Annotated in this window: 23 protein-coding genes and 1 riboswitch; of the genes, 13 read left to right on the top strand and 10 right to left on the bottom strand. The window is 59.3% G+C overall.

Translation table 11 applies throughout. The features are described from left to right. The first annotated feature begins 38 nt into the window (after window positions 1-38). The gene (locus tag AB5Y89_RS04710; RefSeq protein WP_368222978.1) at window positions 39-2456 is read left to right on the top strand and encodes a YgiQ family radical SAM protein; all 2418 of its coding nucleotides are present in this window, start codon (window positions 39-41) and stop codon (window positions 2454-2456) included. An 87-nt stretch (window positions 2457-2543) separates the two neighbouring features. Here the strand turns inward: AB5Y89_RS04710 and AB5Y89_RS04705 are convergent, their stop codons facing one another. Continuing rightward, window positions 2544-3449: a LysR family transcriptional regulator gene (locus tag AB5Y89_RS04705; protein ID WP_161469721.1), complete on the bottom strand. Its 906-nt coding sequence runs from the start codon at window positions 3447-3449 to the stop codon at window positions 2544-2546. Between the two features lie 58 nt (window positions 3450-3507). Between AB5Y89_RS04705 and AB5Y89_RS04700 the strand changes: the two genes are divergently transcribed. Then, window positions 3508-4992 carry an amidohydrolase family protein gene (locus tag AB5Y89_RS04700; RefSeq protein WP_368222976.1) on the top strand — a complete coding sequence of 495 codons (1485 nt, stop codon included), beginning with the start codon at window positions 3508-3510 and terminating at the stop codon, window positions 4990-4992. A 14-nt stretch (window positions 4993-5006) separates the two neighbouring features. Then, window positions 5007-5480, top strand: a complete 474-nt coding sequence (locus AB5Y89_RS04695; protein WP_042014762.1) for a DMT family transporter — start codon at window positions 5007-5009, stop codon at window positions 5478-5480. A 154-nt stretch (window positions 5481-5634) separates the two neighbouring features. Here AB5Y89_RS04695 and AB5Y89_RS04690 read toward each other — a convergent pair whose 3' ends face one another. Then, window positions 5635-5757, bottom strand: a complete 123-nt coding sequence (locus AB5Y89_RS04690; protein WP_319911681.1) for a hypothetical protein — start codon at window positions 5755-5757, stop codon at window positions 5635-5637. Between the two features lie 65 nt (window positions 5758-5822). On the opposite strand from AB5Y89_RS04690, the gene AB5Y89_RS04685 reads away from it, so the two are divergent. Continuing rightward, window positions 5823-6773, top strand: a complete 951-nt coding sequence (locus AB5Y89_RS04685) for a transposase (RefSeq protein ID WP_368222974.1) — start codon at window positions 5823-5825, stop codon at window positions 6771-6773. Window positions 6774-7425: 652 nt separating this feature from the next. Here AB5Y89_RS04685 and AB5Y89_RS04680 read toward each other — a convergent pair. The 3 genes from AB5Y89_RS04680 to AB5Y89_RS04670 are packed head-to-tail and all read right to left on the bottom strand — an operon-like array spanning window position 7426 to window position 11413. After that, window positions 7426-8259, bottom strand: a complete 834-nt coding sequence (locus tag AB5Y89_RS04680) for a hypothetical protein (RefSeq protein ID WP_041213332.1) — start codon at window positions 8257-8259, stop codon at window positions 7426-7428. A 2-nt stretch (window positions 8260-8261) separates the two neighbouring features. Beyond that, window positions 8262-9857 carry an SPOR domain-containing protein gene (locus AB5Y89_RS04675; protein ID WP_043152417.1) on the bottom strand — a complete coding sequence of 532 codons (1596 nt, stop codon included), beginning with the start codon at window positions 9855-9857 and terminating at the stop codon, window positions 8262-8264. A gap of 17 nt (window positions 9858-9874) precedes the next feature. Further along, entirely contained in the window at window positions 9875-11413 is a 1539-nt protein-coding gene (locus AB5Y89_RS04670) for an OmpA family protein (protein WP_201888634.1), read from the bottom strand. A 634-nt stretch (window positions 11414-12047) separates the two neighbouring features. Between AB5Y89_RS04670 and AB5Y89_RS04665 the strand changes: the two genes are divergently transcribed. The 4 genes from AB5Y89_RS04665 (at window position 12048) to aqpZ (ending at window position 15198) form a co-directional block, all read left to right on the top strand. Further along, the gene (locus AB5Y89_RS04665; protein WP_045523867.1) at window positions 12048-12275 is read left to right on the top strand and encodes a hypothetical protein; all 228 of its coding nucleotides are present in this window, start codon (window positions 12048-12050) and stop codon (window positions 12273-12275) included. 271 nt (window positions 12276-12546) lie between these two features. Continuing rightward, window positions 12547-13455 carry a Gfo/Idh/MocA family protein gene (locus tag AB5Y89_RS04660; RefSeq protein WP_045523869.1) on the top strand — a complete coding sequence of 303 codons (909 nt, stop codon included), beginning with the start codon at window positions 12547-12549 and terminating at the stop codon, window positions 13453-13455. Between the two features lie 234 nt (window positions 13456-13689). Continuing rightward, window positions 13690-14211: a crossover junction endodeoxyribonuclease RuvC gene (gene ruvC, locus AB5Y89_RS04655; protein ID WP_010673515.1), complete on the top strand. Its 522-nt coding sequence runs from the start codon at window positions 13690-13692 to the stop codon at window positions 14209-14211. 300 nt (window positions 14212-14511) lie between these two features. Continuing rightward, the gene (aqpZ, locus tag AB5Y89_RS04650; RefSeq protein ID WP_010673516.1) at window positions 14512-15198 is read left to right on the top strand and encodes an aquaporin Z; all 687 of its coding nucleotides are present in this window, start codon (window positions 14512-14514) and stop codon (window positions 15196-15198) included. 105 nt (window positions 15199-15303) lie between these two features. On the opposite strand, the gene AB5Y89_RS04645 is transcribed toward aqpZ, so the two are convergent. Continuing rightward, window positions 15304-16044 carry a lytic transglycosylase domain-containing protein gene (locus tag AB5Y89_RS04645; protein WP_041213327.1) on the bottom strand — a complete coding sequence of 247 codons (741 nt, stop codon included), beginning with the start codon at window positions 16042-16044 and terminating at the stop codon, window positions 15304-15306. Window positions 16045-16368: 324 nt separating this feature from the next. On the opposite strand from AB5Y89_RS04645, the gene AB5Y89_RS04640 reads away from it, so the two are divergent. Then, window positions 16369-16827: a GNAT family N-acetyltransferase gene (locus tag AB5Y89_RS04640; protein ID WP_029313989.1), complete on the top strand. Its 459-nt coding sequence runs from the start codon at window positions 16369-16371 to the stop codon at window positions 16825-16827. A 4-nt stretch (window positions 16828-16831) separates the two neighbouring features. Here the strand turns inward: AB5Y89_RS04640 and AB5Y89_RS04635 are convergent, their stop codons facing one another. Beyond that, window positions 16832-17374: a DUF1439 domain-containing protein gene (locus tag AB5Y89_RS04635; protein ID WP_266141702.1), complete on the bottom strand. Its 543-nt coding sequence runs from the start codon at window positions 17372-17374 to the stop codon at window positions 16832-16834. A 96-nt stretch (window positions 17375-17470) separates the two neighbouring features. On the opposite strand from AB5Y89_RS04635, the gene cls reads away from it, so the two are divergent. Further along, window positions 17471-18952 carry a cardiolipin synthase gene (gene cls, locus AB5Y89_RS04630; protein WP_010673520.1) on the top strand — a complete coding sequence of 494 codons (1482 nt, stop codon included), beginning with the start codon at window positions 17471-17473 and terminating at the stop codon, window positions 18950-18952. A gap of 109 nt (window positions 18953-19061) precedes the next feature. Beyond that, window positions 19062-20330 carry a DUF945 family protein gene (locus AB5Y89_RS04625; protein ID WP_368222971.1) on the top strand — a complete coding sequence of 423 codons (1269 nt, stop codon included), beginning with the start codon at window positions 19062-19064 and terminating at the stop codon, window positions 20328-20330. A gap of 57 nt (window positions 20331-20387) precedes the next feature. Here AB5Y89_RS04625 and purU read toward each other — a convergent pair whose 3' ends face one another. After that, entirely contained in the window at window positions 20388-21224 is an 837-nt protein-coding gene (gene purU, locus AB5Y89_RS04620) for a formyltetrahydrofolate deformylase (RefSeq protein WP_336583070.1), read from the bottom strand. Window positions 21225-21433: 209 nt separating this feature from the next. Continuing rightward, window positions 21434-21591: riboswitch (FMN riboswitch) on the top strand. A gap of 104 nt (window positions 21592-21695) precedes the next feature. Between purU and ribB the strand changes: the two genes are divergently transcribed. Both ribB and AB5Y89_RS04610 read left to right on the top strand, forming a co-directional pair. Next, window positions 21696-22349, top strand: coding sequence for a 3,4-dihydroxy-2-butanone-4-phosphate synthase (ribB, locus tag AB5Y89_RS04615; RefSeq protein WP_010673523.1), 654 nt, complete (start codon window positions 21696-21698; stop codon window positions 22347-22349). Between the two features lie 225 nt (window positions 22350-22574). Continuing rightward, window positions 22575-22817 (top strand): Lpp/OprI family alanine-zipper lipoprotein, encoded by a 243-nt coding sequence (locus tag AB5Y89_RS04610; RefSeq protein WP_010634682.1) that lies wholly within the window; start codon window positions 22575-22577, stop codon window positions 22815-22817. Between the two features lie 140 nt (window positions 22818-22957). Here the strand turns inward: AB5Y89_RS04610 and AB5Y89_RS04605 are convergent, their stop codons facing one another. Both AB5Y89_RS04605 and AB5Y89_RS04600 read right to left on the bottom strand, forming a co-directional pair. Then, window positions 22958-23806: a tetratricopeptide repeat protein gene (locus AB5Y89_RS04605; protein ID WP_049636693.1), complete on the bottom strand. Its 849-nt coding sequence runs from the start codon at window positions 23804-23806 to the stop codon at window positions 22958-22960. Continuing rightward, window positions 23803-24525: a 4'-phosphopantetheinyl transferase superfamily protein gene (locus tag AB5Y89_RS04600; protein WP_049636694.1), complete on the bottom strand. Its 723-nt coding sequence runs from the start codon at window positions 24523-24525 to the stop codon at window positions 23803-23805. Before AB5Y89_RS04600 ends, AB5Y89_RS04605 begins: the two co-directional genes overlap by 4 nt. Window positions 24526-24685: the final 160 nt, after the last annotated feature.

The raw sequence follows: 24685 nt of genomic DNA, 5'->3' as shown, positions 1-24685 counted from the left end.
GGTATAATGCGCGACCCGAATTGTTCCAGGTGGTCAAAATGCAGCCGGTTACCAACCTCTTCTCCTATCCCCGTTACTGGGCCGAGTGCTACGGCACGGCGCCCTTCCTGCCCATGTCCCGCGCGGAGATGGACAAGCTCGGCTGGGACAGCTGCGACATCGTGCTGGTGACAGGCGACGCCTACGTGGATCACCCGAGCTTCGGCATGGCGGTGATCGGCCGCATGCTCGAATCCCAGGGTTTTCGGGTCGGCATCATCGCCCAGCCGGACTGGTCATCGAAGGATGACTTCATGCGCCTGGGCAAGCCGAACCTCTTCTACGGGGTGACGGCGGGCAACATGGACTCCATGATCAACCGCTACACCGCCGACAAGAAGCTGCGCCACGACGATGCCTACACCCCGGGGGATGTGGGCGGCAAGCGGCCGGACCGCGCCACCCTGGTCTACACCCAGCGCTGCAAAGAGGCCTATAAAGAGGTGCCGGTGGTCATCGGCGGCATCGAGGCATCCCTGCGCCGCATTGCCCATTACGACTACTGGTCCGAGACCATCCGCCGCTCGATTCTGATCGATGCCAAGGCCGACATCCTCATCTACGGCAACGCCGAGCGCCCCCTGGTGGAAGTGGCTCACCGCATCGCAGGCGGCGAGACCATCGACACCATGCAGGACATTCGCGGCACCGCCGTCATCCGCAAGGAGCCGCTGCCGGGCTGGCGCGGGGTGGATTCGAGCAAGCTCGACCAGATTGGCCGCATCGATCCCATCCCCAACCCCTATATGGAAGGGGCGCCTTGCTCTGATGACGAGGGTACCGCGCCGGTGGAGCAGGAGGCCAAGCCCATCCTGGTGCAGCCGCCTAAGCAAAAGCCATGGGAGAAGACCTACGTCAAGCTGCCGGCGTTCGAGCGGGTGAAGGAGGACAAGGTGCTCTACGCCCATGCGTCGCGCATCCTGCACCACGAGACCAACCCGGGCTGCGCCCGCGCGCTCTCGCAGGCCCACGGCGATCGCATCATCTGGGTCAACCCGCCTGCCTTCCCCCTCGAAACCGACGAGATGGACGGGGTGTTCGGCCTGCCGTACCAGCGGGTGCCGCACCCGGCCTATGGCAACGAGAAGATCCCGGCCTACGACATGATCAAGACCTCGGTCAACATCATGCGCGGCTGCTTCGGCGGCTGCTCCTTCTGCTCCATCACCGAGCACGAGGGGCGCATCATCCAGAGCCGCTCGGAAGAGTCGATCCTCAAAGAAATCGAAGAGATCCGCGACAAGGTGCCGGGCTTTACCGGCGTCATCTCGGATCTGGGCGGCCCCACCGCCAACATGTACAAGCTCCGCTGCAAGAGCCCCAAGGCCGAGCAGACCTGCCGCCGCGCCTCCTGCGTCTGGCCGACCATCTGCCCGCACATGGACACCGACCACAGCCCGACCATCAACCTCTACCGCAAGGCACGCGACCTCAAGGGCATCAAGAAGATCCTGATCGCCTCCGGCGTGCGCTACGACATCGCGGTGGAAGATCCGCGCTATATCAAGGAGCTGGCCAAGTACCACGTCGGCGGCTACCTCAAGATCGCGCCGGAACACACCGAGGAGGGCCCGCTCTCCAAGATGATGAAACCGGGCATGGGCAGCTACTACAGCTTCAAGGAGCTGTTCGACAAGTACTCCAAAGAGGCGGGCAAGCAGCAGTACCTGATCCCCTACTTCATCTCCGCCCACCCGGGCACCACGGATGAAGACATGGTGAACATGGCGCTCTGGATTAAAGCAAACCGCTTCAAGCTCGATCAGGTGCAGAACTTCTACCCGTCGCCGCTCGCGAACGCCACCACCATGTATTACACCGAGAAAAACCCGCTCAACAAGGTGAGCCGCCAGGGCGGGGACGTGTTCGTGGTGAAAGGGGAGCGTCGCCGTCGCCTGCACAAGGCGCTGCTGCGCTATCACGATCCGGCCGGCTGGCCGATGATCCGCGAAGCCCTGCTGGAGATGGGCAAGGGCCACCTGATCGGCAATGGCCCCGACTGCCTGGTGCCGCCGGAAGGCCGTGGTGAAGCCAAAGCCGAGCGCAGCCGCAGCAAGGGCCTCAAGCCTGCGTTGACCCGCCACAGTGCCATCACCCATCAGCGCAGCAATGGGGCGGGCAACAAGGCCGCCCGCAGCGAGGCGGGTGCTGCCAATGCCTCGGTGGCCAGCCGAAACGGCGGCAAGGCGGGCAATGGCAAACCGGTGGGCTCTCAGCTCCAGAAAGGTGCTGGCAACGGCAAGCCTGCCGCACAGGGTGCTGGGCAGGGCGCAAGTCAGGGTAAACCGGCTGGCAAACCCGCCCATAAGGGCAAGGCGCCGACCCGCGCCGGCTCTGCCAAGCCGGGTGCCAAACCTGCCACTCAAGGCGGCAAGCCTGCGGCCAAAGGCAATGGTGTCAAGCGAGCAGCAAGGTGATATTGCTGATTGGAAAGCGATAGAAATAAAAAGGCGACCAGATGGTCGCCTTTTTATTTAAGGTAATCGTATGTATGGAGATGGTATTCATCTTCCCGGGCTGGTCTTGTGGACAAGTTCGGCAATCCAGTCAGCAAATGCACGCACGGCAGGAGACAGAAAACGCTGATGGGGATAAAGCAATGTGACTGGCACCGATGGCGGTTGCCAATCTGCTAGCACCTCGATGAGCCTTCCTGCCTGCAGGTGCTCCAGTACAACATTCTCGGCAAGCTGGATGAGGCCAAAGCCATCGAGGCACATCTTGATATAAAGCCCCGTGTCATTGACGGCTGCGGTGCCGCTCACAGTAACCGATAGAGTCTCTTTACCGCGGACAAAGCGCATTTCGTTTGCATGCCTGGCGAGGCCCGAAAAGTAGTGGACCGCCTGGTGCACAGACAGTTCTTCAGGGGACTGGGGAACACCGTTTTCGTGAAGGTATTCAGGCGAGGCGCAGGTTACCCACCGAAACCGGCCAAGGGGACGAGCAACAAGGGTGGAGTTATTCAGCTCTCCTGTTCTGATCACGCAGTCCACACCTTCCTGAACAAGATCAACCTGCCGGTCACTCACACCTATCATCAGGTAGATATCTGGATAACGTTGGTGAAAGTCTCTGAGATTCGGCATGACGATGGAATGTGCTATCCCGCTCGGCATATCAACCCGCAAACGCCCCTGTGGCCGCTTGATAGCCTCCGTCAGGCTGGACTCGGCATGTTCAATCAATGAGAGTATTTCCCTGCACTGGCCAAGATACTGCAGGCCTTCAGGGGTGAGGTTCACCCGCCTCGTTGTTCTGTTCAGCAGGCGCACCTGCAGGTATTTTTCGAGGTTTTTAATCGTACTGCTGACTGTCGAGGAAGGCAGTGAGAGGGTCTCTGCTGCCTGCACGAAGCTTCCGGTCTCAGCAACCCGCATAAAGATCTGCATAGCCTGAATACGATCCACAGCCCTTCTCCCTTGAGACGATAACTCTACCGATAGTTCCCATGATTATTCGAAGATCATGAATTATGAAAACAGTTTGGTCATCTTTTTCAGGGTAATAGAGTGCCGTATCTTTTTGCCATTGGCTAGAAAAGAGGCTCTTGAAATGACCGGATACGTTAGAAATATTGTTAATAATCAAGATGTAATACCAGATTCAATCTTGATCAAGGGGGCCACGATCCTCAGCATGGATGAGAGCGTGGGTAACATTGAACGTGGAGACATTCTGATCAGTGGATCAACCATTACGGCCATAGGCGAGGATCTGGAGGCGAATGGTGCCCGTATCATCAATGCTACGAACATGATCGCCATGCCGGGGATGGTGGATTCTCATCGCCACTCCTGGGAGGGACAACTGCGCCGCATCAATCCGAATGCCACTTGTCTGGAAGACTACAGCAACGCCACGCACTTCTCTTTCGCCAAGTACTATCGCCCTGCCGATATGTATATCGGCAACCTGCTGACGGCACTGGGCTGCATTGATGCAGGCATCACCACCGTCATTGACAATTCCCATAACAGCCGCACCGCAGCCCATTCGGACGCCGCCGTCGAGGCCCTGCTGGATGCAGGGATCCGTGCCATACACGCCTCCGGCGCACCGGTATCGGGGGAATGGGACAAGGCTCATTGGCCGGGTAACTGGCAACGCCTGCAAGAGAAATATTTCAAGGACAACCCAGAGAGCCTGGTTTCCCTTGCTGTCATGGCCCAGCTGGAGCCTGCATTGTGGGCCGAGGCTCGCAGGCTGGAACTGCCGATCGTCACTGAATTCTTTGGTTCTTTTATGGCGTCTGAGCTGGAGTCACTGCATCGGCGCGGTCTGCTCGGCCCGGACAATATTTTCAATCACTGTACGTCACTGCCAGATGAGGGATGGAAGATCCTGCGAGAAGCCGGTGTCCGGGTGAATGTCTGCCCGCGCTCCGATGCGCACTATGGCATCGAGGACGGTATGTTTGCCATCCAGGCGGCGCAGCGTCATGGCATCAACCCTGGCCTCAGCGTCGACAATGAAACCTCTTACAGCACTGATATGTTTATGGAAATGCGCGTGGCATTTTACCTGCAACGGGTGATGGGCATACATCAGCAGCACTGCTGCGGCTCCGACCACTCGCTGACCACGCTGCCGGCTGCCCAACTTCTCAAATCGGCGACTGTCGATGGTGCTGCCTGTGCAGGGCTGCTGGACAAGGTAGGGAGCCTGACGCCAGGAAAACAGGCGGATCTCATTCTGATCAATGTTGGCGATATCAACCTCTACCCGTCCGGCAATGCCTTTGGCACCGTGGTGCATGCGACAGAGCGCAGCAACATTGATACCGTCATTATTGGCGGGCGCATCGTCAAGCAGCATGGCAAGGTGCTGGGCGTAGACAGCACGCGCCTTCGCGCCGCCATTGATGAGTCCCGTGAGCATCTGTTTGCCGCCGCCGGGTATGAGCCTGACATTTTTGCTGACGCCTTCCTGCCGCTGGCACATGCACACTGACAGGTATGCAACCCATGAGCACGCTGTATTACGTCATCGCTTTTGCCGCAGGTCTCGGGATCACGCTGCAGACAACTCTGAATAGCCAGCTGGCACGAGGACTCGGGGGCGATTCGGTCACCGCCGCATTGTTCTCCTTCGCGGCCGGTGCATTCAGCCTCGGGGTCTTCTCGCTGCTGCGTGGCGGATTATTCACCTCGCTTGCGGCCATTCCATCACAGCCTCTGTGGAGTCTGGCCGGCGGCCTGATCGGTGCTTGCGCGCTGTTCAGCTACATCGTGCTCGCACCGAAAATCGGGTTGTCAGCCCTGCTTGGGTTGGCCATCGTCGGACAGTTGCTCTCATCCCAGGTCATCGACCATTTTGGTCTGCTTGGCACCATCCAGCGTCCGGTATCTTTGATAAAGCTGGGTGGAATGTTGGTCATGCTGACCGGGCTCGTCATCATGTTGTTCGGTGATCGGTTAGCTGAGCGCCTTATGCACTGATGAAGCGGCCTTCTGATGTTTTGACCTTCACGAACGTCTGCCCCGGGGCAGGCGTTCTGCTGATGGGGTTTGCATCCCGGCTCAGTTCCATGACCTGAATAGGGGGACACAAAGAGGCNCTGGTCAGGCGAGCCGGCTCATATCGCGTCAGTCATCACCCCTGGACATTGACCAGGATCCGGCCGCGCACCTGGCCTGCCAGGAAGGCATCCCCCAGGGTCACGACCTGGGAGAGGGGCACTTCCCGGGTGAGGAGATGGCGGGAAATCTGGGACACCCACCTTTTTGACAGCGGCGTAGCCCTGTACTTGGCTTGAGGTGTCACTGCCCAGGGGGTGAGCCATGACCATTGCCCGTTCACGTCAAATCAGTTTGCAGGATACGCCTTACTATCATGTGGTCAGTCGCTGTGTGCGGCGGGCGTTTCTGTGCGGGGAAGATACCCACTCCGGCCAGAGTTACGAGCATCGGCGCCAGTGGGTAGTGGACAAGTTGGGCCAATTGTCGCGACTGTTTGCCATCGGTGTTTGTGCCTATGCGGTGATGAGCAATCACTATCACCTGGTGCTCAAGGTCGAGCCGGATACCGCTGCCAATTGGAGCGAGCGGGAGGTGGCCGAGCGTTGGGCGACACTATTCCAGTGGCCGCTGCTGGTACGACGCTGGTATCAGGGGGAATCCCTGATTGAGCCCGAACTGGTCGTGGTGCAACAACTGATAGGGCAGTGGCGGGAGCGGTTACATTCCATCAGCTGGTTTGTGCGGTTGCTCAACGAAAACCTGGCTCGGCAGGCCAATCGGGAAGATGGTTGCAAGGGCCATTTCTGGGAAGGGCGCTTCAAGAGCCAGGCCTTGCTCACCGAATCAGCCCTGCTGGCCTGCATGGCCTATGTTGATCTCAATCCGATACGAGCGGGATTGTCCGACCGGCCTGAACAGAGCGATTACACCAGCCTCAAGCAGCGTCTCGATGGCGAGCAGTCCGCCGCCCCATTGCCGCCGTTGCTGTTGCCATTCGCGCACGACGCGCGACCCGATAGCCTGCCATATGCCTTTGCGGATTACCTGATGCTGGTGGACTGGACAGGTCGCGCCATCCGAGTGGACAAACGGGGTCATATCCCGGCTTCTCTTGCCCCCATCCTGGTGCGGCTGGGGTTGGACGAGGTGCGCTGGCTCAAGCAAGTGACGCTGTTTCGGCGCCAGGGTATCAGAGTGGTGGGTGACAAAGAGCATTGTCAGCAGTTTGCCTGGCACTGTGGCCAGCGACGGTGTCATCAACCATCCCTTTGAGTGATGAATACTTGTGTCATAGCAACGTCCGGTATAGCGCCAGCACCCCGCCTGTGTGATCGCATCTGAATTGGCGTCATCGATGCCAAGACATTCTCTTTAATCCCCCGAGTTTCACAAATGCCATCGCAAATGCTGGATGACGAGTTGTGCTGGGCGCTGGATGAAGGCTTTCTCCAAAAGGTGGCTGTCCTGATAAGGCGGGTTGGGGAATAGGGGATATCGGCCCTTTGTTATCAGGCCCTTTTTCACCACGCTGCGACACCGTGGGTGTTGCTTGATCAGGTGATTTTTGCATCAGTGAAACAGAGTGGGTGATATGGTTCCTCCAATGGAACAATTCGTACATAAAGATGGCTGTCCCAAATAAAGTCCTAAAGATGGCTGTCCCAAATAAAGTCCCCAAAAAAAGGGACCTTATCTTGCTCGGCCCATGGAGAAGGGGGGAGATGACGACGTCCCTTGGGGATCTTTTACGAGAGTCGGCAAATATGGGGATCCACCTTTCGCTCGCATGACCAAACCTGATGCCAAGGGGCGGGTTGGCCGATATCTCGAAGGGGGGCAGTGTTGGCAATAAATAACAAGGGCGACCAGTTGGTCGCCCTTGTGTGATGGGCAGAAGCGCGTGCTCTGCCTGTGAAGGTGACGGTTATTGCAAATCCGTGCTCAGGCTGGGGGCGCCGAAGTTCACCAGGGTGGCATGGGAGTGCTCGAAGTACTGTGACCAGAAGTCACCGAGTGCATCCATGGTCTTGCCGGAACGATAGGCGTGTTTCACCGCGTCGGTCACCAGCCCGGCCCCCGTGACGTAGACGCGAGCGCCTTGCAGATCGGCAAACAGCCCCTTGCTCTTGGCCTGCTTGAGCTCGTCACCGACATTGAGCTGCTTGATCTTGTTGGTGGCATAGAAGCTGGTGTAATCGGAGTGCTCCAGCATGTCCGAAATGAGGAACACGACGCGGTCATTGACGCCTTGCTCGGCCTTCATATCTTCACCCACCTTGCGCAGCGAGTTCATGATCTCGCTCTTGGGGATGTCCTGGCGGGCATCACGCAGTGCTTTGACGAACTGTTTGCCAAAGCCGTTACGAAAGACCTTGGTCTGCGTCGTCAGGCAGGTGTCCAGGCCGCGCAATTTGCGCATGCTGACATCGTCCCGGATCTCCCCTTCCAGCGGCATATCCAGTTGCCCCGCGTAGGCCAGGCGAAGGTATTCGCCAGGCAAGAAGGCGGAGAAGGTATAGAGCTTGACGCGATCACCAGCCTGCACGAACCGCTCTATCTGCCCCCAACTGCTGCGTTGCAGATCGTCAGGCATCGGAATGGTCTGGTCGATGATGACCACCAGTTCGCGGCCGGTGCCCGCAGGCTTGATGTCGGTCAGGCCATTGCGCTCATAGCAGCTCTGTATGTCGTTACGCTCGGCCGCCAACGCTGCACAAGGCAGCGCCAACGCCAGTAGCAATACCTGGGTGATCTTCACGATTAGGCACTCTGCTTGGTGGGAAAGAGGCCCAGGGTCTTGAGGGCCATCTGCTGTTCACGGATATCACGCAACTGCGCTTCGTCCACCCCCAGTGCGCGGCTGGCTGCTGCCAGACTCTCTTCGGGCAGGCCAGTGACATCATGGAAATCGGCGGCCTTGACGGCAGCGTCGGTCTGGCCGGGGGCGTCAGTGGTGGGCGGGAGAGCCGCCTTTGCCTGCGCAACAGCCGGTTGTACGGCGGGTGCCGGCTCGGCTTGCACTGCCGGTGCGACCTGGGGGGCCGCCTGAGGGGCCGGCTTGGGCGGCACGGTGCCTGCCTTGTACTCGATAAAGGCCAGGAAATTGCGATGGGCGGATTTCTCCCCTTCCAGCGCCCCCAGCACACCCGAGTTGGTATGGTCACGGCTCGACAACAGGGTCTGCAAGCGGCGGAGCTTGTCATCGGCATGGCTGGCAATGGCGGTGCGTTGCTGGTCCATCGCGTCCAGCATCTCTTCGGCGGTCGCGTATTCGTGTGTCAGACGCCAGGCTGTTTTGGAATGGGTGCCCGCAAAGTGGTATTTGCTGGCAAGCCAGATGCTGATCCCCTGGATGGCGATGTAGATGAGCGACAGCATGACGTAGGTGGTCAGGCTGGCCTCACGGATGGCCTGCATCTTGTCTTCGATGGTGGCCTCTTCCGCCTCGTTGTTGATGGCTTGAGACTCTTCCGGCAGATCAAACGGCGACCCCATGCTGCTGTCACTCTGTGCCGTTGTTTCGGCGCGCATGTTGTTGACCATCTCGGTTTCGATGCTGTCGAGGGTGGCTGAACGCACCACGAAGGCGCCCACGGCCATGCAGGCAACAAACGAAGCACAGACAATCAGCCAGACAAACTTGCGGCTGACACCTGAATTCACGTCTTTCAGGCGTGCCAGCAACTGCTCGTAGTCAGGTTTGTCAGAGTCCGAGAAGGAGTCTTCCAGATTGATGGCCTTGTTTGCCTTGAGGGTACGGGAGCGTTTTGAGGGCTCTTCCCCTTGCCACCAGTGACGCGCCCGGGCGATCAGGCTGTTGTGATGCAGGGAGTGTCCGGCCACTTCAGCCAGGAATGCGGATGCAACGGCGAGCAGCAGAGCCGTCGCGGCTGCCAGCAGGTGACGGTCATTGGTGGAGGCATCCATGTTCATCCAGCCTGCCAGCACGTAGGCAAAGCCCATTGCCTCGACCAGCACCAGCACCAGCACCAGAGCAAGCACCCACGCCGGGCGCGGGGAGCGGCCGGCCTCTCCTGCCTTGGCAAGGTAGTCGAGGGAGGCGTTGTAGGCATCTGTCCCCTTTAAATGCTTCTTGTATTCGCGGTAGTACACATTCGACAGGGTCACTTCATGGTTGATCCAGCCATCGCCATCGACCGAGGCCGGCTTGCGGGCGAGACGGGCCACTGTGCCGATCAGCGGCAGACTGTGCCATACCCGGATCAGGAAGTAGGAGACATGCTCCCAATGCCGCCACACCACCACGGCGCTGACGAGGAATGAAACAATGCCAACGGTCAGCATCTGGTTGGCGAGGATCAGCGTCTTGAGCGCTGCCAAAGAAAAGTCTTCCACTAAGTTTCTCCGTTTTCTTATTTGGAATGGGTGGCGGGAATGGGCAGGTACGAAGCCACATAAGCCTCGGAACCTGCCGGGTAGAACAGGGCTCCCTGGCTTACCTTGGCGTTGCCTTTGCTGAACACGAGGTCCATGCAGGACACCGACGCCTTGGGATCGCTGGTGAAGACGCGGTATAGCACTTCACTCTCGCCCTCATAGGTGTTGGCCACCGCCTTGAGGGTCTGGGGCTTCTTCTGATTCGAGGATTTGTAACCCTGAACGACTTGCAGGATCGGTTGACGATCGACCCGGGCGTTGTCACGCAAGATGGAAACCGGAGAGACAGTCACCAGGTGGCCGTTGACGGTATTGGCCCAGACGCGATTGTTATAGCCGGGCATGTACTCCTTGGTGGCATGGCGCGGGAGAGGCTTGTCGTCTGCCATGCTCAGTACCTGGCCTGCACTGCGTGGCTTATCTGCCTCACAGCTCGACATCGGCATGTCGCTTGCGTATGCGCTGCTGATCAGTGCAAAACCACTCGCCTTGGGTTTGATGTTCTGAGCCATGTTCCATTGATAGGTGCCGGCAGGCTTGCCGCCGAAGTCCACTGCGGCCTTGGCATCGGGGAGGGCCTTGGTCGTGCTGGTGTTTGAGGCGTTCTGCTTGGCGGCGGGTTGGCGAGGGGCGGTTTGCGACGTGGCCGCCACCTTGCTTGAACCGCTTGCGGACTGAGCCGCCGGTTTGGTCGCCGCCACATGCGGTTTGGCGGTATCGGAAGCCCCATAACGCAGATAGCGGGTGTTGTTCTCTTCGGATTGGGCCCGCATGACCAGAGCCTGCTCGTTCGCCAGTTCTACAATTTCGACCCGGCGATTCTGACCGCGAAGCAAGGGGTCGCTGTTGTCTGCGATGGGACGCGACGAACCCGCGCCTTGATAGTAAATGGAAGAGGCCGGGATCCCCGATGCGACCAGGACCTTGCCGACGGCTCGCGCACGTTGCTCGGAGAGTCGCAGGTTGAGTTCTGCAGGGCCGGTGGCGTCACTGTGGCCGACGAGGAGAATACGGCGTTGATCCGAGGCGTCTGCGGCTGCGGGTTTGGCATAGAGCTGGGCCAGTTTAGTGACCACGCGCAGGCCGCTTTCTGTGAGCTGGGCAGAACCACTCGAGAACATGCCGGAATCGGGGATCTGGGCCACAAGGCCGGCGTCCTGAGGGACACCGGTCACTGCGGCTGGCTCGGCAACGGTCAGTTTCTCGGTAGCGATGTTGAGATTCTCTTCCTTTGCTATCCGGTCAAGCTCTTGTAGCCTGGACTGCCACATATAGCCTGCCGCGCAGCCCAGCGCCCCACCGAGGGCAACCCCCGCGACAGCCCCTTTTTTCCCGTTGATGGCGTAGCCCGCAGCCCCTCCTGCAATCATGCCAGCCCCACAAAGCACCGGCATGCCGTAATCCTTGCCGATATCATTGACCGTGGATTTGAAATTCTGCATCTGCTGAGAGCTGCAACCCACGGCGGTAATCAATACACAGCTGAGAGGTGCAAGACGAAACAATTTATCCATAGCGATTCCTTGCCATTTATATTTAATAGCGAGATTCAGACATGCCAGTGAGGCCAGAGAAAAGCGTCTTCGTGTGGAGTGAAATATCGACACTTGCTGATATAAAAGATATTAACGCGGGCTGATGTTTAATATCGGCGCCAGGCGTACTCATTCTCGCAAGCGGCTGTGTCTGATATGTCCTGAGTGTCAGAAGAGGCAATTATCTATGCGGTTCAATAGGTATCGAGTGGCTATGATAAGCCAAACGAGCCTGATCATGCGAGTGGAAAAATGATGCAACCATAGGAAAAACATCAACTTTCCAATATCTTTGCCCATCTCCCCGACGCTGAACACAAAGAGGGTTATTGTGATGCTCTTGTGATTTGTGAAAGGCGCAGGCCGATTATCGCTATTGAGGATGAGGGCTGTTGGGGGAAGTATGTGGTTGCCCCCACTGACAGTGCTGGCGAAATAATGTTCATGGGCAGAATAACGTCTGGCAGCCCGTTTATATAATGGATTAATTGTCGATAAATATGTCTGATAACAGTTTATAGAGTGGGGCACAGGCAGTGCGAAGCATTGCAAGACCTCTGTTGAACGCATTGTTTGATAATATTGTCGAAAGGGTTTGGTCAGGAGCAATCAGATGGCGATAACAACGCGATCCCGAAGAGAGAAGGTAGGCAGCGGGCTCGGGCTGGTGATGGGGCTCATCGCCTTTAACCTGATTGTGCCCCTGCTTCCGGTTGCAACAGAGATGTCGGATATGACCCGGATGATAGGTGCCATGGTCAGCGCCATGCTTTGCGCCGAGCTGGGCGCCAGGATTGGCAAGTGGCGGGATGCCAAAGAGCCGGCCGGATCGGCAGAGTAATTCGACGTGAAAAGAGCGCCAATCGCCCGAGTGCGGCGGTGTGTGCGGGTGTAACAGGCAGGGCGACAGTTGTCGCCCTGCCTGTTTTGCTATCGCGGTTTCCGCGCCGCCGGGGGTCGCTTCGATGGAGGAAGGTGGCCAGGGTGTCGCGGGGCGATGCCGCATTGCACCAGAAGGTGCCTGGAGCGAGATGGCGCCAAGGCTGGATCTGCGAGGGAAATCCTGAGATCGTGCAGGCAGTTATCTGGTTATCCCCTTGAGAGGAGTGCCCATGCGCATTGCCCTGATTGGCCTTGGCGATATCGCCCGGAAGGCCTATCTGCCGCTGCTGGCAAACGACGAGCGAGTCACCCCGCTGCTCTGTACCCGGAGTCCCTCGGTGCTCGGCAAACTGGCGCGCCAGTACCGGATTGGCGAGTGTTTTACCGAGGTCGATGCGCTGCTGGCGAGCCGACCTGATGCGGTGATGATCCACGCTGCCACCGCCGTGCACGGCAAACTGGCGGAGCTGTGCCTGCGTGCCGGCATTCCCACCTTTGTGGACAAGCCGCTGTGTGACAACGCAGGAGAGGTGGAGGCGCTCGCCAATCTCGCCATCGCCAGGGACTGCCCGCTGTTTGTGGGCTTCAACCGTCGCTATCTGCCCGCTATGGCCGCCGCACGTGGCCAGCCGCTGACCGAGCTCCATTGGCAAAAGCACAGGCACGCCCTGCCGGGGGCGCCTCGCCAGTTCCTGTTCGACGACTTTATCCATGTGCTCGACAGCCTCTGCTGTTATGGCGGCGAGCCGGACGGGGAGCTGCATGCGGTGCTGCGACGCAGCAGTGAGCAGCCCGAACTGCTGGCCGGGGTGAGCGTCGCTTGGCAGAGCGGGCAGATGGCGGTGAGCGGCAGCATGAATCGCAGCGCCGGCATGACCGAGGAGCGCATCGATGCCTATGGCGACAACCTCTCATTGCATATCGAGAACTGCACCCGTGGCCTGCTTGCGCGAGACAACACGGTGCAGACCCTGGCACCGGGCGACTGGCAGCCCGTGCTAGCGAGCCGAGGCTTTGTCGCCATGCTCGAGCACTGGTATGGGCAGATTGACGCCGGGCGGACAGACGGGGCGCTGGTCGAGAGCTACCTGCAAAGCCATCGACTGGCAGAGCGCCTCGTCGCCCTGGCAAAGGGATGACCCGAATGCAAGGGGCTGGGTGACACCGGCAGGCATCACTGGCCAGAGAATCGGCAGAGCACTGTATGAGATGGTGGCTCCTTGCGCAGTCAGCCGGGAAAGGTGCCAGCGAGCGAGCCAAGCGAAGGCGGGTTTGTTATCTTGGCGGCCATCAAGAGCTGCAGGGCAAGAGATCGCAATGAAGAAGGTGTCGAAGATGAGATGGCTGACCGCAGTGGGCGGGGTATTCCGTTCATGAGCATCATTCTGGGGATTGATCCCGGTTCGCGCATCACCGGTTACGGGGTCATTCGCATCGTCGCGGGCAAGGCGGAATATCTGGGATCGGGCTGCATCCGCACCGATCTGGGGGAGCTGCCGTCTCGCCTGAAGCAGGTCTATGACGGGGTGAGCGAGATCATTACCCAGTTCAAGCCGGACGAGTTCGCCATAGAGCGGGTCTTCATGGCGCGCAACGCGGACTCGGCCCTGAAGCTCGGCCAGGCCAGGGGAAGTGCCATCGTCGCGGCGGTCAATGCCCTGCTGCCGGTGAGCGAGTACTCGGCCACCCAGATCAAGCAGGCGGTGGTGGGCACTGGTGGCGCCGCCAAGGAGCAGGTGCAGCACATGGTGACCCATCTGCTCAAGCTCTCTGCCACCCCCCAGGCGGATGCGGCGGATGCCCTCGGGGTGGCGCTCTGCCACTTCCACACCCGTCAGAGCCTCATTCGCATGGCCGGGCGGGCCAGCGGATCGGTGCGCGGCCGTTATCGCTGATCCCCGGAGGAGGGCTACCCGGTGTTGGCAGGGGAGCGCCGGGTGCCGGAGCTGCTGGCAAAATCGCTGGTAGGGTCACAATCTGTCGCGTCCCTCCATAGGACTCCCGTGGAGAAGCGCACCGGGCGGGGGGATATCTTTCTACTTTATCAATAACTTGTGACCTTCATCACATATCCGCGATGAGCCGGGTCGGTTTCGTCTTGCTCCGCCACACTCCCATAATATGGCGCCTGTTCAATAACAGTGTCCGTATGAGCCTTTCTGGCTCTCGTGTTAATCATCATGGGAGAGACAAGAGTGAAACCTTTTGCTGCTGAATTTATGGGAACCTTCTGGCTGGTACTGGGAGGCTGCGGGAGCGCCGTGCTGGCTGCCGCCTTCCCCAATGTGGGGATCGGCCTGCTGGGCGTCGCCCTGGCGTTCGGTCTGACCGTGCTGACCATGGCCTATGCCATCGGTCATATCTCGGGTTGCCACCTTAACCCGGCCGTGACCGTCGGGCTCTGGGCCGGTGGCCGCTTCCCGGCCTCCAACGTGCTGCCCTACATCGTGGCCCAGGTGCTTGGCGGGATCGTGGCTGGTGGCGTGCTCTATGTCATTGCCAGCGGACAGGCGGGTTTTGATGTGAGCGCAGGCTTTGCTTCCAACGGCTATGGCGAGCATTCCCCCGGTGGTTACAGCCTGCTGGCCGCACTGGTGTGTGAAGTGGTGATGACCGGTTTCTTCCTGTTTGTCATCATGGGGGCCACCGACAGCCGTGCGCCGGCCGGGTTTGCTCCCATCGCCATCGGTCTGTGCCTGACCCTCATCCACCTCATCAGCATTCCGGTGACCAACACCTCGGTCAACCCGGCGCGCAGCACTGGCGTGGCGCTTTTTGTCGGTGACTGGGCCGTGGGCCAGCTCTGGCTGTTCTGGGTTGCCCCCATTGTCGGTGCCATTCTGGGTGCATTGGCCTATCGTGTGATCGCCACGAAAGAGTGATGTGTTGCTAGTTAACGTGTGGTATCGACACGCCCCCGGGCGTGTTTTTTTATGTCTGAAGGAATACCGGGCAGGGCGCCATGCTGACGATAGGGTGCGGCATGATCACAGTCCCTTGGCGCTCAGCATCTCTTTGTAGCGCTGATGCAGCAGCTTGACCCGTTCCACATAGGCCCGGGTTTCGGCATAGGGCGGTATGCCGCCGTGTTTTTGCACCGCACCGGCGCCTGCATTGTAGGCGGCGGTGGCCAGGGCCACATTGCCGTCATACTGCTTGAGCAGACCCGCCAGGTATTTCACCCCGCCAAAGATGTTCTGCTCCGCCAGCAGGGCGTTGCCGACCCCGAGCTCGCGCGCCGTGGCGGGCATCAGTTGGGTCAGTCCCATGGCGCCCTTGCGGGAGACGGCCAGAGGATTGAAAGCGGACTCGGCATGGATAAGTGCCCGGATGAGGGCAGGCTCGACCTGATAAGCCTTGGCTGCCGCCTGTATGGTGCTGGCGTAGTCATAGAGGAAGAGGCCTGTCGTGCGCCAGTTGACCTTGGACGCCGGATCGCAGGCATAGCAGTCGTTGAACAACAGCAGTTCGTAGTGACCCTGCTCCGGCATCATGTCGGAATAGCGTATGACCCCGTTCTTTTGTACCGACTTGTAGACCTGGATCTGACGGCTTGCAGGCTTAGCGGGTTCAGGGGAGGGGAGCGGCGCCGTGGTGAGTGCCACGGTACGCGGCGTGGGAACCGGGGAGGAGACAGCCGTCTCCGGGGTCAGGATCACCACCTCTGCCGGTGGCGGTATCTGAGCCGGGGCTGCGTGGGAAAACAGCGGCATCATGCCCAGCAACATCCATGCTTTCAACGGCTTGCTCCTTAAGCCTCGTTAGCCACGTTGAGTAAAGCATTCGGGATGGCGCAGAACAAGTTCCCGTGAACAGGGGAGGCTGGAAATGTGATGGCAGAGGGACGTCCCGCCTGTGTGCTCACTCAGGACAAGGGGCGCGGCTCATGGCGTCAAGGGACGCATGATCGCAACCTCGTCTTTTCCATCTAGTTATTGGCTTTTTTGTAAGTTAAAGGCGTGTTATCTTGCTGTTGCTCCACTCTGGTCAGATCTCTTCGTGGAGCCAGAGAGCGAGCAGGAGAGGGCCGGTATGGCCAGAGCGAAATGGGCATGACAAGCAGGCGAGCGATGGAGCTCAGATTCGAAGAGTACTGTGATGCGGATCTTTCCCTCATCAGAGACTATTACGAGACGACGTTTTCCCACTATGTGCCGGATTTGGCAGAACGGATTTTTGTGGTCCGTGACGCGCACTGGCTGGTGGGGGCTGTGCGCCTGCGCGATGAACAGGATTATTACCACTTGTGCGGCTTTCGTCTGCTCCCGCACTACCAGTCCCTGGGGCTGGGGTCCCGCCTGCTGCAGCATGCCTGCCGCGATCTTTCCGACAAGCCCGTGATCTGTCACGCCCTGCCGTTCGAGAAACCCTTCTACCTCAAGGCGGGATTTGACCACCTTCCCCTTCATGAACTCGACGGGCCCCTTCACTCCCTCTATCACCAGCAGCACGAACAGGGTTACCAGATCGAGCTGCTGGTGCGCCAGGCGAAGGCGCCTGTTTTCAACTGAGATCTTATTGGGGTTTGGTCAGCAGGTGGATCTTGCCTGGTGACAGCTCCAGCCCCAGCAGATTTTCCTTGAGCCAGGCCTGATTGGGGTCCCTGTCATCCAGCTTGTAGACAGGCTGGGTCTCCAGCCGTTTCTCCATGCTCTGCAGCAGCATCCTCAGCATGAAACCAAACTTCTGTTCCGCCGCGGCAGGCTCCAGCTTGTAATCGATGAGCTTCATGTTGTCGAGGAAGAGCGCACTCTTGGCCTTGTCGTAGCGGGGCCTCGCCTCATAGGTCATGTTGAGGCGCGCGTCGTACTCGGTCTGATCCGGGAGCGCGATTTTCAACTTGCCTTTGCCAAACACCCTGGCGGTATCCGGGCTCTGGCGACCAATCTGCACATCGCTCTGCTCGAGTAGCACATGGGCCTTGATGATGCCGGGCAATTCCAGCTGTTTGTCCACTTGCACCTGGGACTGCAGGTACTGATTTATCTGCTGCTCATTGATGTCATATGAGCCTTGACCTAGCATGGCCAGACTCAGCAGCATAGATTGCAGGATCATGCTAACGACCTGATAGAATGGGTGTGCCCCATAGCATACCATCCCGACCCTGTGGGGTCTGCCCGTGCCATCTGTCCAATACACCAAGGAGTCGCCTTGCTCGACGGTCTGGAATACGACATTCAGTTGCTGTTTTCCCGCTTTCTCGGCTGGTTGTTGCTGTTGTTTCACACCGTGATCGTGGCAGGGATCTCCCTGCGGGTGGTGATGAAGCGACGTCCCATCGGGGTATCTCTTGCCTGGTTGGCCCTCATCTATGCCATCCCCTTCGCCGGGGTCGGTTTCTACGTGCTGTTTGGCGAGATACGCCTTGGTCGCAAGCGGGCGGAGCGGGCCCAGGCCATGTACCGTCCTTACGCCATCTGGATCCGCCAGCTCGCGCGCCTCTTCCCCCAGCACTGCTGCGAGGTGGGCAGCAAGGCACGCCCGCTCCACGATCTGATCCAGGGACGCTTGGCCATGCCCATGCTCTCGGGCAACCGGATGACCCTGCTGCACAAGCCCAAGAGCATCGTAGAGGAGATAGTGCGCGACATCCGGGGCTCCTCCCAATCCTGTTATCTGGAGTTCTACATCTGGCACCCCGGCGGGGATGTGGACGAGGTGTGCGAGGCGTTGATGGAGGTGGCGGCACGCGGCGTGGATTGTCGTGTCTTGCTCGACTCCATCGGCAGCAAGACCTTCTTCCGCTCCTCCTGGCCCAAAACTTTGCGCGCCGCCGGCGTCAAAGTCGTGGAAGTGTTGCCGGTCGGCGCCTGGCGAATCCCCTTCCAGCGCCAGGACTTGCGCATGCACCGCAAGCTGGTGGTGATCGATGACAAGGTTGGTTATACCGGCTCCATGAACATGGTGGATCCCCGTTTCTTCAAGCAGGATGCCGGGGTCGGCCAGTGGGTCGACATCATGATCCGGGTGCAGGGCCCCGTGGTGCCGTTGATGTGGTCCACCTTCGTCTGGGACTGGGAGATGGAGACCGGCGAGCGGCTGCTCGACAGTCTGCAACATGAGCCGGAAGCCTGGCCACAGACCAACTATCGAGCCCAGCTCATTCCCTCAGGCCCCTTCGTCGGCGGTGACTGCATCCAGCAGAGCCTGCTGCTCGCCATCTACCAGGCTCGTCACCATCTGGTGCTGACCACCCCCTATTTCGTGCCGGACGATCCGCTGGCTGCGGCCCTCTCTTCGGCGGCGGCCCGCGGCGTGCTGGTGCAGTTAGTTCTGCCTGCGCGCAACGACTCCCTGATGGCCAACCACGCCAGCAACTCCTTCATGGAGGATCTGCTGGCGGCAGGAGTGGAGATATACCGCTATGATGCCGGACTGCTGCACACCAAGAGCGTGCTGGTGGACGATGATTTCGCCCTGGTGGGCACGGTCAACCTCGACCGGCGCAGTCTCTGGCTCAATTTCGAGATCACCCTGCTCATCGACAACCCGGTGTTTGTCGCCGAGATGAACCAGCTGGTGCAGGGCTACATGCTGGAGGCGACCCCCATGTCACTGACCAGGTGGCGTGCCCGCCCCTGGTACAAAAAATTGCTTGAGAACATCTTCTACCTGTTCAGCCCCCTGCTGTGACAGCCAGAGCGTGGACCCCAAGCCGTTGTCTGGCTTGTGTTGATGCCCATCCTCCCCGTAGAGTGCGCCCATGCACCCGCCATTGAACCATTGTGGAGAAACAGAACTGATGAAGAAAAAAGTGGCCTTGGCCGTCGGAGCCGTGTTGGTGGTGGGAGGGCTTGGCGCCTGCTGGTACACGGGCAATACGTTCGACCGGATCCTGGCCGAGCAGATCGCCAGGGCGCAGCAGGAGAGCGGGATCGAAGTCACCTGGAGCCCAGAGACGGAGAATCTGTTTACCCGCGACGGCGTACTCAAGGTGGTGGTGCCGCCCCAGACGCTGGCGAGTTTTGATCCCCAGCTGGCGGGAAGCGAACCCATCGAGATGCAGTTCGCGTTCAACAGCCGCCTGTTGCCGCTCTATATCAAGAGTCACCTCCAGCTTGATACCGCACAGGGCACGCTGGCGTCCATCCTGACCTCCCTGGGGATGCAGCAGTGGCAATTGGGGGCAGAATCGGCGAGCAGCCTCTGGACCATGAGCAACAGCTCCCGCTTCTGGGTGAGCGACTTCAAGGTCAAGGAGGGGCTCAACGAATTCACCTTCCTGCCCCTGAACGGCGACTATCGTGGGGATCTCGACGGCAATGGCCATCTCACCGCCCACTGGCTGGGGATGACGGTCCACGATGCCCAGAGCAAGACAGATCTGGCCTTGGCGGATCTCAAGGGCAGTGCCGACATGGCCGAGATCAGCGGACTCTGGCTCTCTCCCCGCAGCGATGCGACCCTCACGGCCTTCTCCCTGACCCAGCCGGGGAACGTCAAGATCACGCTGGAGGGGCTGACCACGGCCACCGAGCTGGCGGGGGACGATCTTCAGACGCTCTCCACTCGCTATCAGATGAAGGTGGCGACCCTCAACATGGAGAGCGAGGAAGACCGGCTCGCGCTGACCCAGGGAAATCTGGATCTCTCCCTCAAGGGGCTGGATCTCGAGGGGTATCAGACGCTGCAAGAGGCCAGCAGCAAACGGGTGGACGAAGCGGCCATCCAGGAAGCGCTGGACAAGATGCTCCAGAGAGGGGCCACGCTGGAACTGGCGGATCTGAGTGCGCGATTGAACGGTGAGCCTGTCAGCCTGCAAGGGGAGGCCAAGCTGGCGCCCACCACCCTGGCACAGTTGATGGGCAGCGAGGAGGGGATGCAGGCACTCTCCGGTCTGCTGCATGCCCACCTTGGGGAGAAGCTGGGCCAGGCCGTTCCCCAGTTGGCCCCCATGCTGGAGCAATTCACTGCCATGGGATATCTGAAGGCGCAGGAGTCACAGCTTCAGGCCGAGCTCAAGCTCGACAAAGGGGCCGTGACCGTCAATGGTCTGCCGCTGCACCCGTGAGTGCCGCGCAATGAAAAGGCTCCCTCGGGAGCCTTTTTTCTGGGGGCGCGCAGCCGCTTATTTGAACACGACGGTCTTGTTGCCGTAGACGAAGACACGCTCGTTCAGCACCAGTTCCAGCGCCCGGCTCAGCACGGATTTCTCCACGTCGCGTCCGGCCTTGGCCATGTCATCGGCACTGAAGGTGTGATCGACGTGGATCACGTCCTGCTCGACGATGGGGCCTTCATCCAGATCGTCGGTGACGAAGTGGGCGGTGGCACCAATCAGCTTGACCCCGCGGTCGAAGGCCTGACGATAGGGGCGGGCGCCGATGAAGGCAGGCAGGAAGGAGTGGTGGATATTGATGAGCTTGCGCGGATAGGCTTCCACGAAGCTTGGGGTCAGCACACGCATGTATTTGGCCAGGATGACGTAATCTGGCTGGTAGCCATCAATGAGCGTGCGCACTTGCTCCTCATGCTCGGTGCGGCTCAGATCTTCATGGCTCACGCAGTGGAAGGGGATGTCGAACTTGCCGGTCAGCTCGGCGAGGGTGTCGTAGTTGCCGATGACCGCGACGATGTCCATGTCCAGGGCGCCGGCATAGTTCTTCATCAGGATGTCGCCGAGGCAGTGGGTCTCCTTGGTCACCAGGATGACGATGCGCTTCTTGCCCGCCTTGACGAGACGACGCTGGGCGCCGGCAGGCAGGGCATCATCGAGGTCGGCCAGCAGGGTCTCGTCGTTGAAGCGCCCTTCCAGCTCGGTGCGCATGAAGAAGCGGCCGTTTTCGTGATCCACGAACTCGTCGTTCTTGTTGATGTTGAGCTGGTGCTTGTAGCAGATGTTGGTGATCTTGGCGATGAGACCCTTGGCATCGGGGCAATCGGTCAGCAGTATTTTCTTTTCCATCTCTGTCATGATTCCGTTTGTGATGTTGGCACCCGGTCTGCGCGGGCGCGCGCGTTTTTGCTGGCACTATGCCACAAACGAATTCAGAAAGGACAGCGCGCCGTGTATCGGGTGGTGCTCGCGCGAAAATTGCCGTGCAGCCAGCACCCGGTTTGTCTTTGATGGGTTTTTGGCTGGCATCCTGCGTCTTTTTTCTTTAGGCTGTCTGCGCTTATTCTCAGGGCGGGGCGAAATTCCCCACCGGCGGTATCCCGATGTGACTCGGGGAGCCCGCGAGCGCCCGACCCGGCATTCATCCGGGACGGGGTCAGCAGATCCGGTGAGATGCCGGAGCCGACGGTCATAGTCCGGATGAAAGAGGATAAGACAGATATTGCTGGCCAGACCCTGACGGGTTGGCCGCCGCATGGCTACTTCTGTCTGCCTTTCCATGCCCTGATTCTGGTCCTTGTCTTTCTTAGGAGTCTTACCATGAATCAGTCTCTACTCAGTGAATTCGGTGATCCCATTGCTCGCGTCGAAGCCGCGCTGGCCGCCCTGCGTGCCGGTCAGGGTGTGCTGGTGGCCGATGATGAAGATCGCGAGAACGAAGGCGATCTCATCTTTGCCGCAGAAACCATGACCAACGAGCAGATGGCCATGATGATCCGCGAGTGCTCCGGCATCGTCTGCCTCTGTCTGACCGACGAGCGGGTTCGCCAGCTCGAGCTACCGATGATGGTGGAGGCCAACTCCAGCCACTATCAGACTGCCTTCACCGTGACCATCGAAGCGGCGCAGGGGGTGACTACCGGGGTGTCCGCTGCCGATCGCATCACCACCATCCGCGCGGCCATCGCCGACGGTGCCCGGCCCTCCGATCTGCATCGACCCGGCCATGTCTTCCCGCTGCGCGCCCGCACGGGTGGGGTGCTGACCCGCCGTGGTCACACCGAAGCGACCGTCGATCTGATGCAGCTCGCCGGGCTCAAACCTTACGGAGTTTTGTGCGAGTTGACCAAGGAAGATGGCTCCATGGCCAGGTTGCCGGACCTGGTGGCCTTCGGTCGCCAGCACCGGATGCCGGTCCTGACCATCGAAGATCTGGTGCAATATCGTCAATTGCTGTCAGAACGTTCAGCCTGAGCCTCATACGAAATTGTAATAAGCCCAAATTTTGGTTACGCTTTGTGCGAACCTCATCCAGGGACACTCATTTTTGCTTAAAGTTTGTACGGAAAGTGTGCAACTAAAAAAAAATGAGGGTTTTAACGCATTTATCTGTGATGAGGCCTATCCAAACTATGATTTTTTTGTGCCATAATCACGCCGCTTGCTAAACGTCTGGCGAGTTAAAGGGAGCTTTTAAAAATGAAAAAAATGTTGTTGGTAGGTGTTGTTGGTCTGTCCGCTCTGCTGGGCGGTTGTGCAAACACCAGCGAACTGGAAACTTCCGTTCAGAATCTGTCTAACAAAGTTGACCAACTGGCTCAAGATGTTAGCGCTGTTCGTGCTGATCAGTCCAAGATCGCTGCTGATGTTGCAGAAGCCAAGCAAGAAGCTATGCGTGCTAACCAGCGCATCGACAACATGGCTACTTCCTACAAGAAGTAATCCATGCGAAAAAATGGCGCATTTCAATGCGCCATTTTTTTTTGCATGAAATTCATCAAATTACCGCGTTTCCCCGCTGAAACCCGCCTGACAAGGCAATGCCGACGAATCGGCATCCCCTCTTCTGATTTTCCTGTCGCTCAATAGAGCAGGCTGTAGAGCTTGCGACGATAACTCTGCGCCGCCGGGTGCGCGCCCATGGTTGCCAGCACATCGAGATAGATCTTCTTGGCATCGCCAAAGGCGAGATCACGTTTGAGGATGGTGAACAACAGAGCCAATGCCTCCTCTTGTCTACCAACCTGGCTGTAGAGCACTGCCAGCTCCTGGGCGAGGGCATGGTCATCCGGCTGTTCAGCGTGGCGCAGCTCCAGGGCGCGCAGCTCAGGACTGTCGCTGGCCTGCAGCGCCAGCGAGAGGCGGGAGCTCAGGGTCTGGTAATGGTCATCCTGTGCCACCATGGGGATGGTCGAAAGCAGGCTCTGCGCCTCGTCAAGGAGATTGAGATCCAGCGAGGCCTGTATCAGCCAGAGCGTGATGTCGTGACGCTCGGGGGCGAGGCGATGGGCCTGGCCAAGATGGGTGTGCGCCACATCGGCTTGCCCGTTCTCCAGCGCCTGCTTTGCCTGATCGAGCAGCAACTCCTCCTCTTTGGGGGCAAAGGCGGCGAAATACTGGCGCAATGTGGCTTCATCCTGCGGCCCTTCCAGAATGGCCTGTTCATCCGGGCGCCCCTGATGGAACAGCACCAGCGCGGGCAGTGCGCGCAGGGCAAGCTGGCTGGCCAGAGGCTGCAACTGGGGGTCGTTCATGTCGACTTTGGCAAGGGTCACCGCCGCATTGGCCGGGCCGACCAGCGCTTCCACTTGCGGGGTCATGGCTTGGCACTCCGGCATTTGGGGGGCGTGGAAATAGATGACGACCGGCTTTTTCATGGACGCATCGAGCAATTCTGCGTGGAAGTTCTGGGGAGTGATGTCGACGATCATGAGGCTGACTCTCGAAAAATGGTGTGGATCAACATGGGGTCCAGCGGGATGGAATTCAAGCGCGCATCCAGCAGATGGGCATCGACCCGGCGAGTCGGGGCAGCCAGGCTGAGCCATCCGCTGCCCGCGGGCCAGTCGCGGATTTCATAGTGGCGATTGTCGAGATGATTTTTGAGCTGCCATGCCTGCTCCGGAAGGAAGCAGATCTTGTCGAGTCCGGCGGAAATACCGTCGCCATGCGCCTTGAGCACAGCTTCCTTGCGAGACCATAGCCGATAGAAGGCCGAATGTTGCTCCTCTCGAGGCTGGGTGTTCAACCATTGGTATTCGCTTGGCGCATAGAAGCGTTTGGCCAGCGGCAGTATGGGGCGGTGACGCAATCCCATCTCGATGTCCACCCCAAGGGGGCCCTCCTCACAGAGGGCGATCACCAGCCACTCTCCGCTGTGGCTGAGGTTGAACTGCCAGCGATGACTGAGCAGTGTCGGTTTGCCATGCGCACCGATGCCAAAAGTCAGGGCATCGGCCCGGCAATGGAGTCGCTCGGCCAGCAGGCGGCGCAGCAGCACCCGGCCGAGCAGGTACTCATGCTGGCGACCCGCCTGGTGGATCTCGTGCCAGTGGCGGCGTTCATCCGGGGCGAGTTCGGATGCCAGCCTGATCACCAGGTCTGCATCAACGCTTGCCGTATTTAACAAATAGAGATCCGCAGATAGCATAATATTTCACTTAAAAATGGGGGTGAAATAGCGATAATAGTCCGTTTGATGCGCTCAAAACCGATGCTTTCAAGATTGTATATTGTTTGGGCATGATCACATAAATTGCGCTAAACAGAGCATTTCCTTGCAAAAATGTGAGGTCGATTGGGATTTTCGC

This window comes from Aeromonas sp. s4, from assembly GCF_040907855.1.
GTDB lineage: Bacteria > Pseudomonadota > Gammaproteobacteria > Enterobacterales > Aeromonadaceae > Aeromonas > Aeromonas caviae.
The sequence above is the reverse complement of the archived record's forward strand: the minus strand, read 5'-3'. Positions and strand labels throughout refer to the sequence as shown.

Coding starts and splice junctions, on each gene's coding strand:
- AB5Y89_RS04670 (WP_201888634.1), bottom strand. CDS start 11,413: ATGGATAAATTGTTTCGTCTTGCACCTCTCAGCTGTGTATTGATTACC.
- AB5Y89_RS04665 (WP_045523867.1), top strand. CDS start 12,048: ATGGCGATAACAACGCGATCCCGAAGAGAGAAGGTAGGCAGCGGGCTC.
- AB5Y89_RS04605 (WP_049636693.1), bottom strand. CDS start 23,806: ATGATCGTCGACATCACTCCCCAGAACTTCCACGCAGAATTGCTCGAT.
- AB5Y89_RS04685 (WP_368222974.1), top strand. CDS start 5,823: ATGACCATTGCCCGTTCACGTCAAATCAGTTTGCAGGATACGCCTTAC.
- AB5Y89_RS04695 (WP_042014762.1), top strand. CDS start 5,007: ATGAGCACGCTGTATTACGTCATCGCTTTTGCCGCAGGTCTCGGGATC.
- AB5Y89_RS04640 (WP_029313989.1), top strand. CDS start 16,369: ATGACAAGCAGGCGAGCGATGGAGCTCAGATTCGAAGAGTACTGTGAT.
- AB5Y89_RS04610 (WP_010634682.1), top strand. CDS start 22,575: ATGAAAAAAATGTTGTTGGTAGGTGTTGTTGGTCTGTCCGCTCTGCTG.
- AB5Y89_RS04700 (WP_368222976.1), top strand. CDS start 3,508: ATGAATTATGAAAACAGTTTGGTCATCTTTTTCAGGGTAATAGAGTGC.
- AB5Y89_RS04600 (WP_049636694.1), bottom strand. CDS start 24,525: ATGCTATCTGCGGATCTCTATTTGTTAAATACGGCAAGCGTTGATGCA.
- AB5Y89_RS04625 (WP_368222971.1), top strand. CDS start 19,062: ATGAAGAAAAAAGTGGCCTTGGCCGTCGGAGCCGTGTTGGTGGTGGGA.
- ruvC (WP_010673515.1), top strand. CDS start 13,690: ATGAGCATCATTCTGGGGATTGATCCCGGTTCGCGCATCACCGGTTAC.
- AB5Y89_RS04645 (WP_041213327.1), bottom strand. CDS start 16,044: ATGTTGCTGGGCATGATGCCGCTGTTTTCCCACGCAGCCCCGGCTCAG.
- purU (WP_336583070.1), bottom strand. CDS start 21,224: ATGGAAAAGAAAATACTGCTGACCGATTGCCCCGATGCCAAGGGTCTC.
- AB5Y89_RS04635 (WP_266141702.1), bottom strand. CDS start 17,374: ATGATCCTGCAATCTATGCTGCTGAGTCTGGCCATGCTAGGTCAAGGC.
- AB5Y89_RS04660 (WP_045523869.1), top strand. CDS start 12,547: ATGCGCATTGCCCTGATTGGCCTTGGCGATATCGCCCGGAAGGCCTAT.
- ribB (WP_010673523.1), top strand. CDS start 21,696: ATGAATCAGTCTCTACTCAGTGAATTCGGTGATCCCATTGCTCGCGTC.
- AB5Y89_RS04710 (WP_368222978.1), top strand. CDS start 39: ATGCAGCCGGTTACCAACCTCTTCTCCTATCCCCGTTACTGGGCCGAG.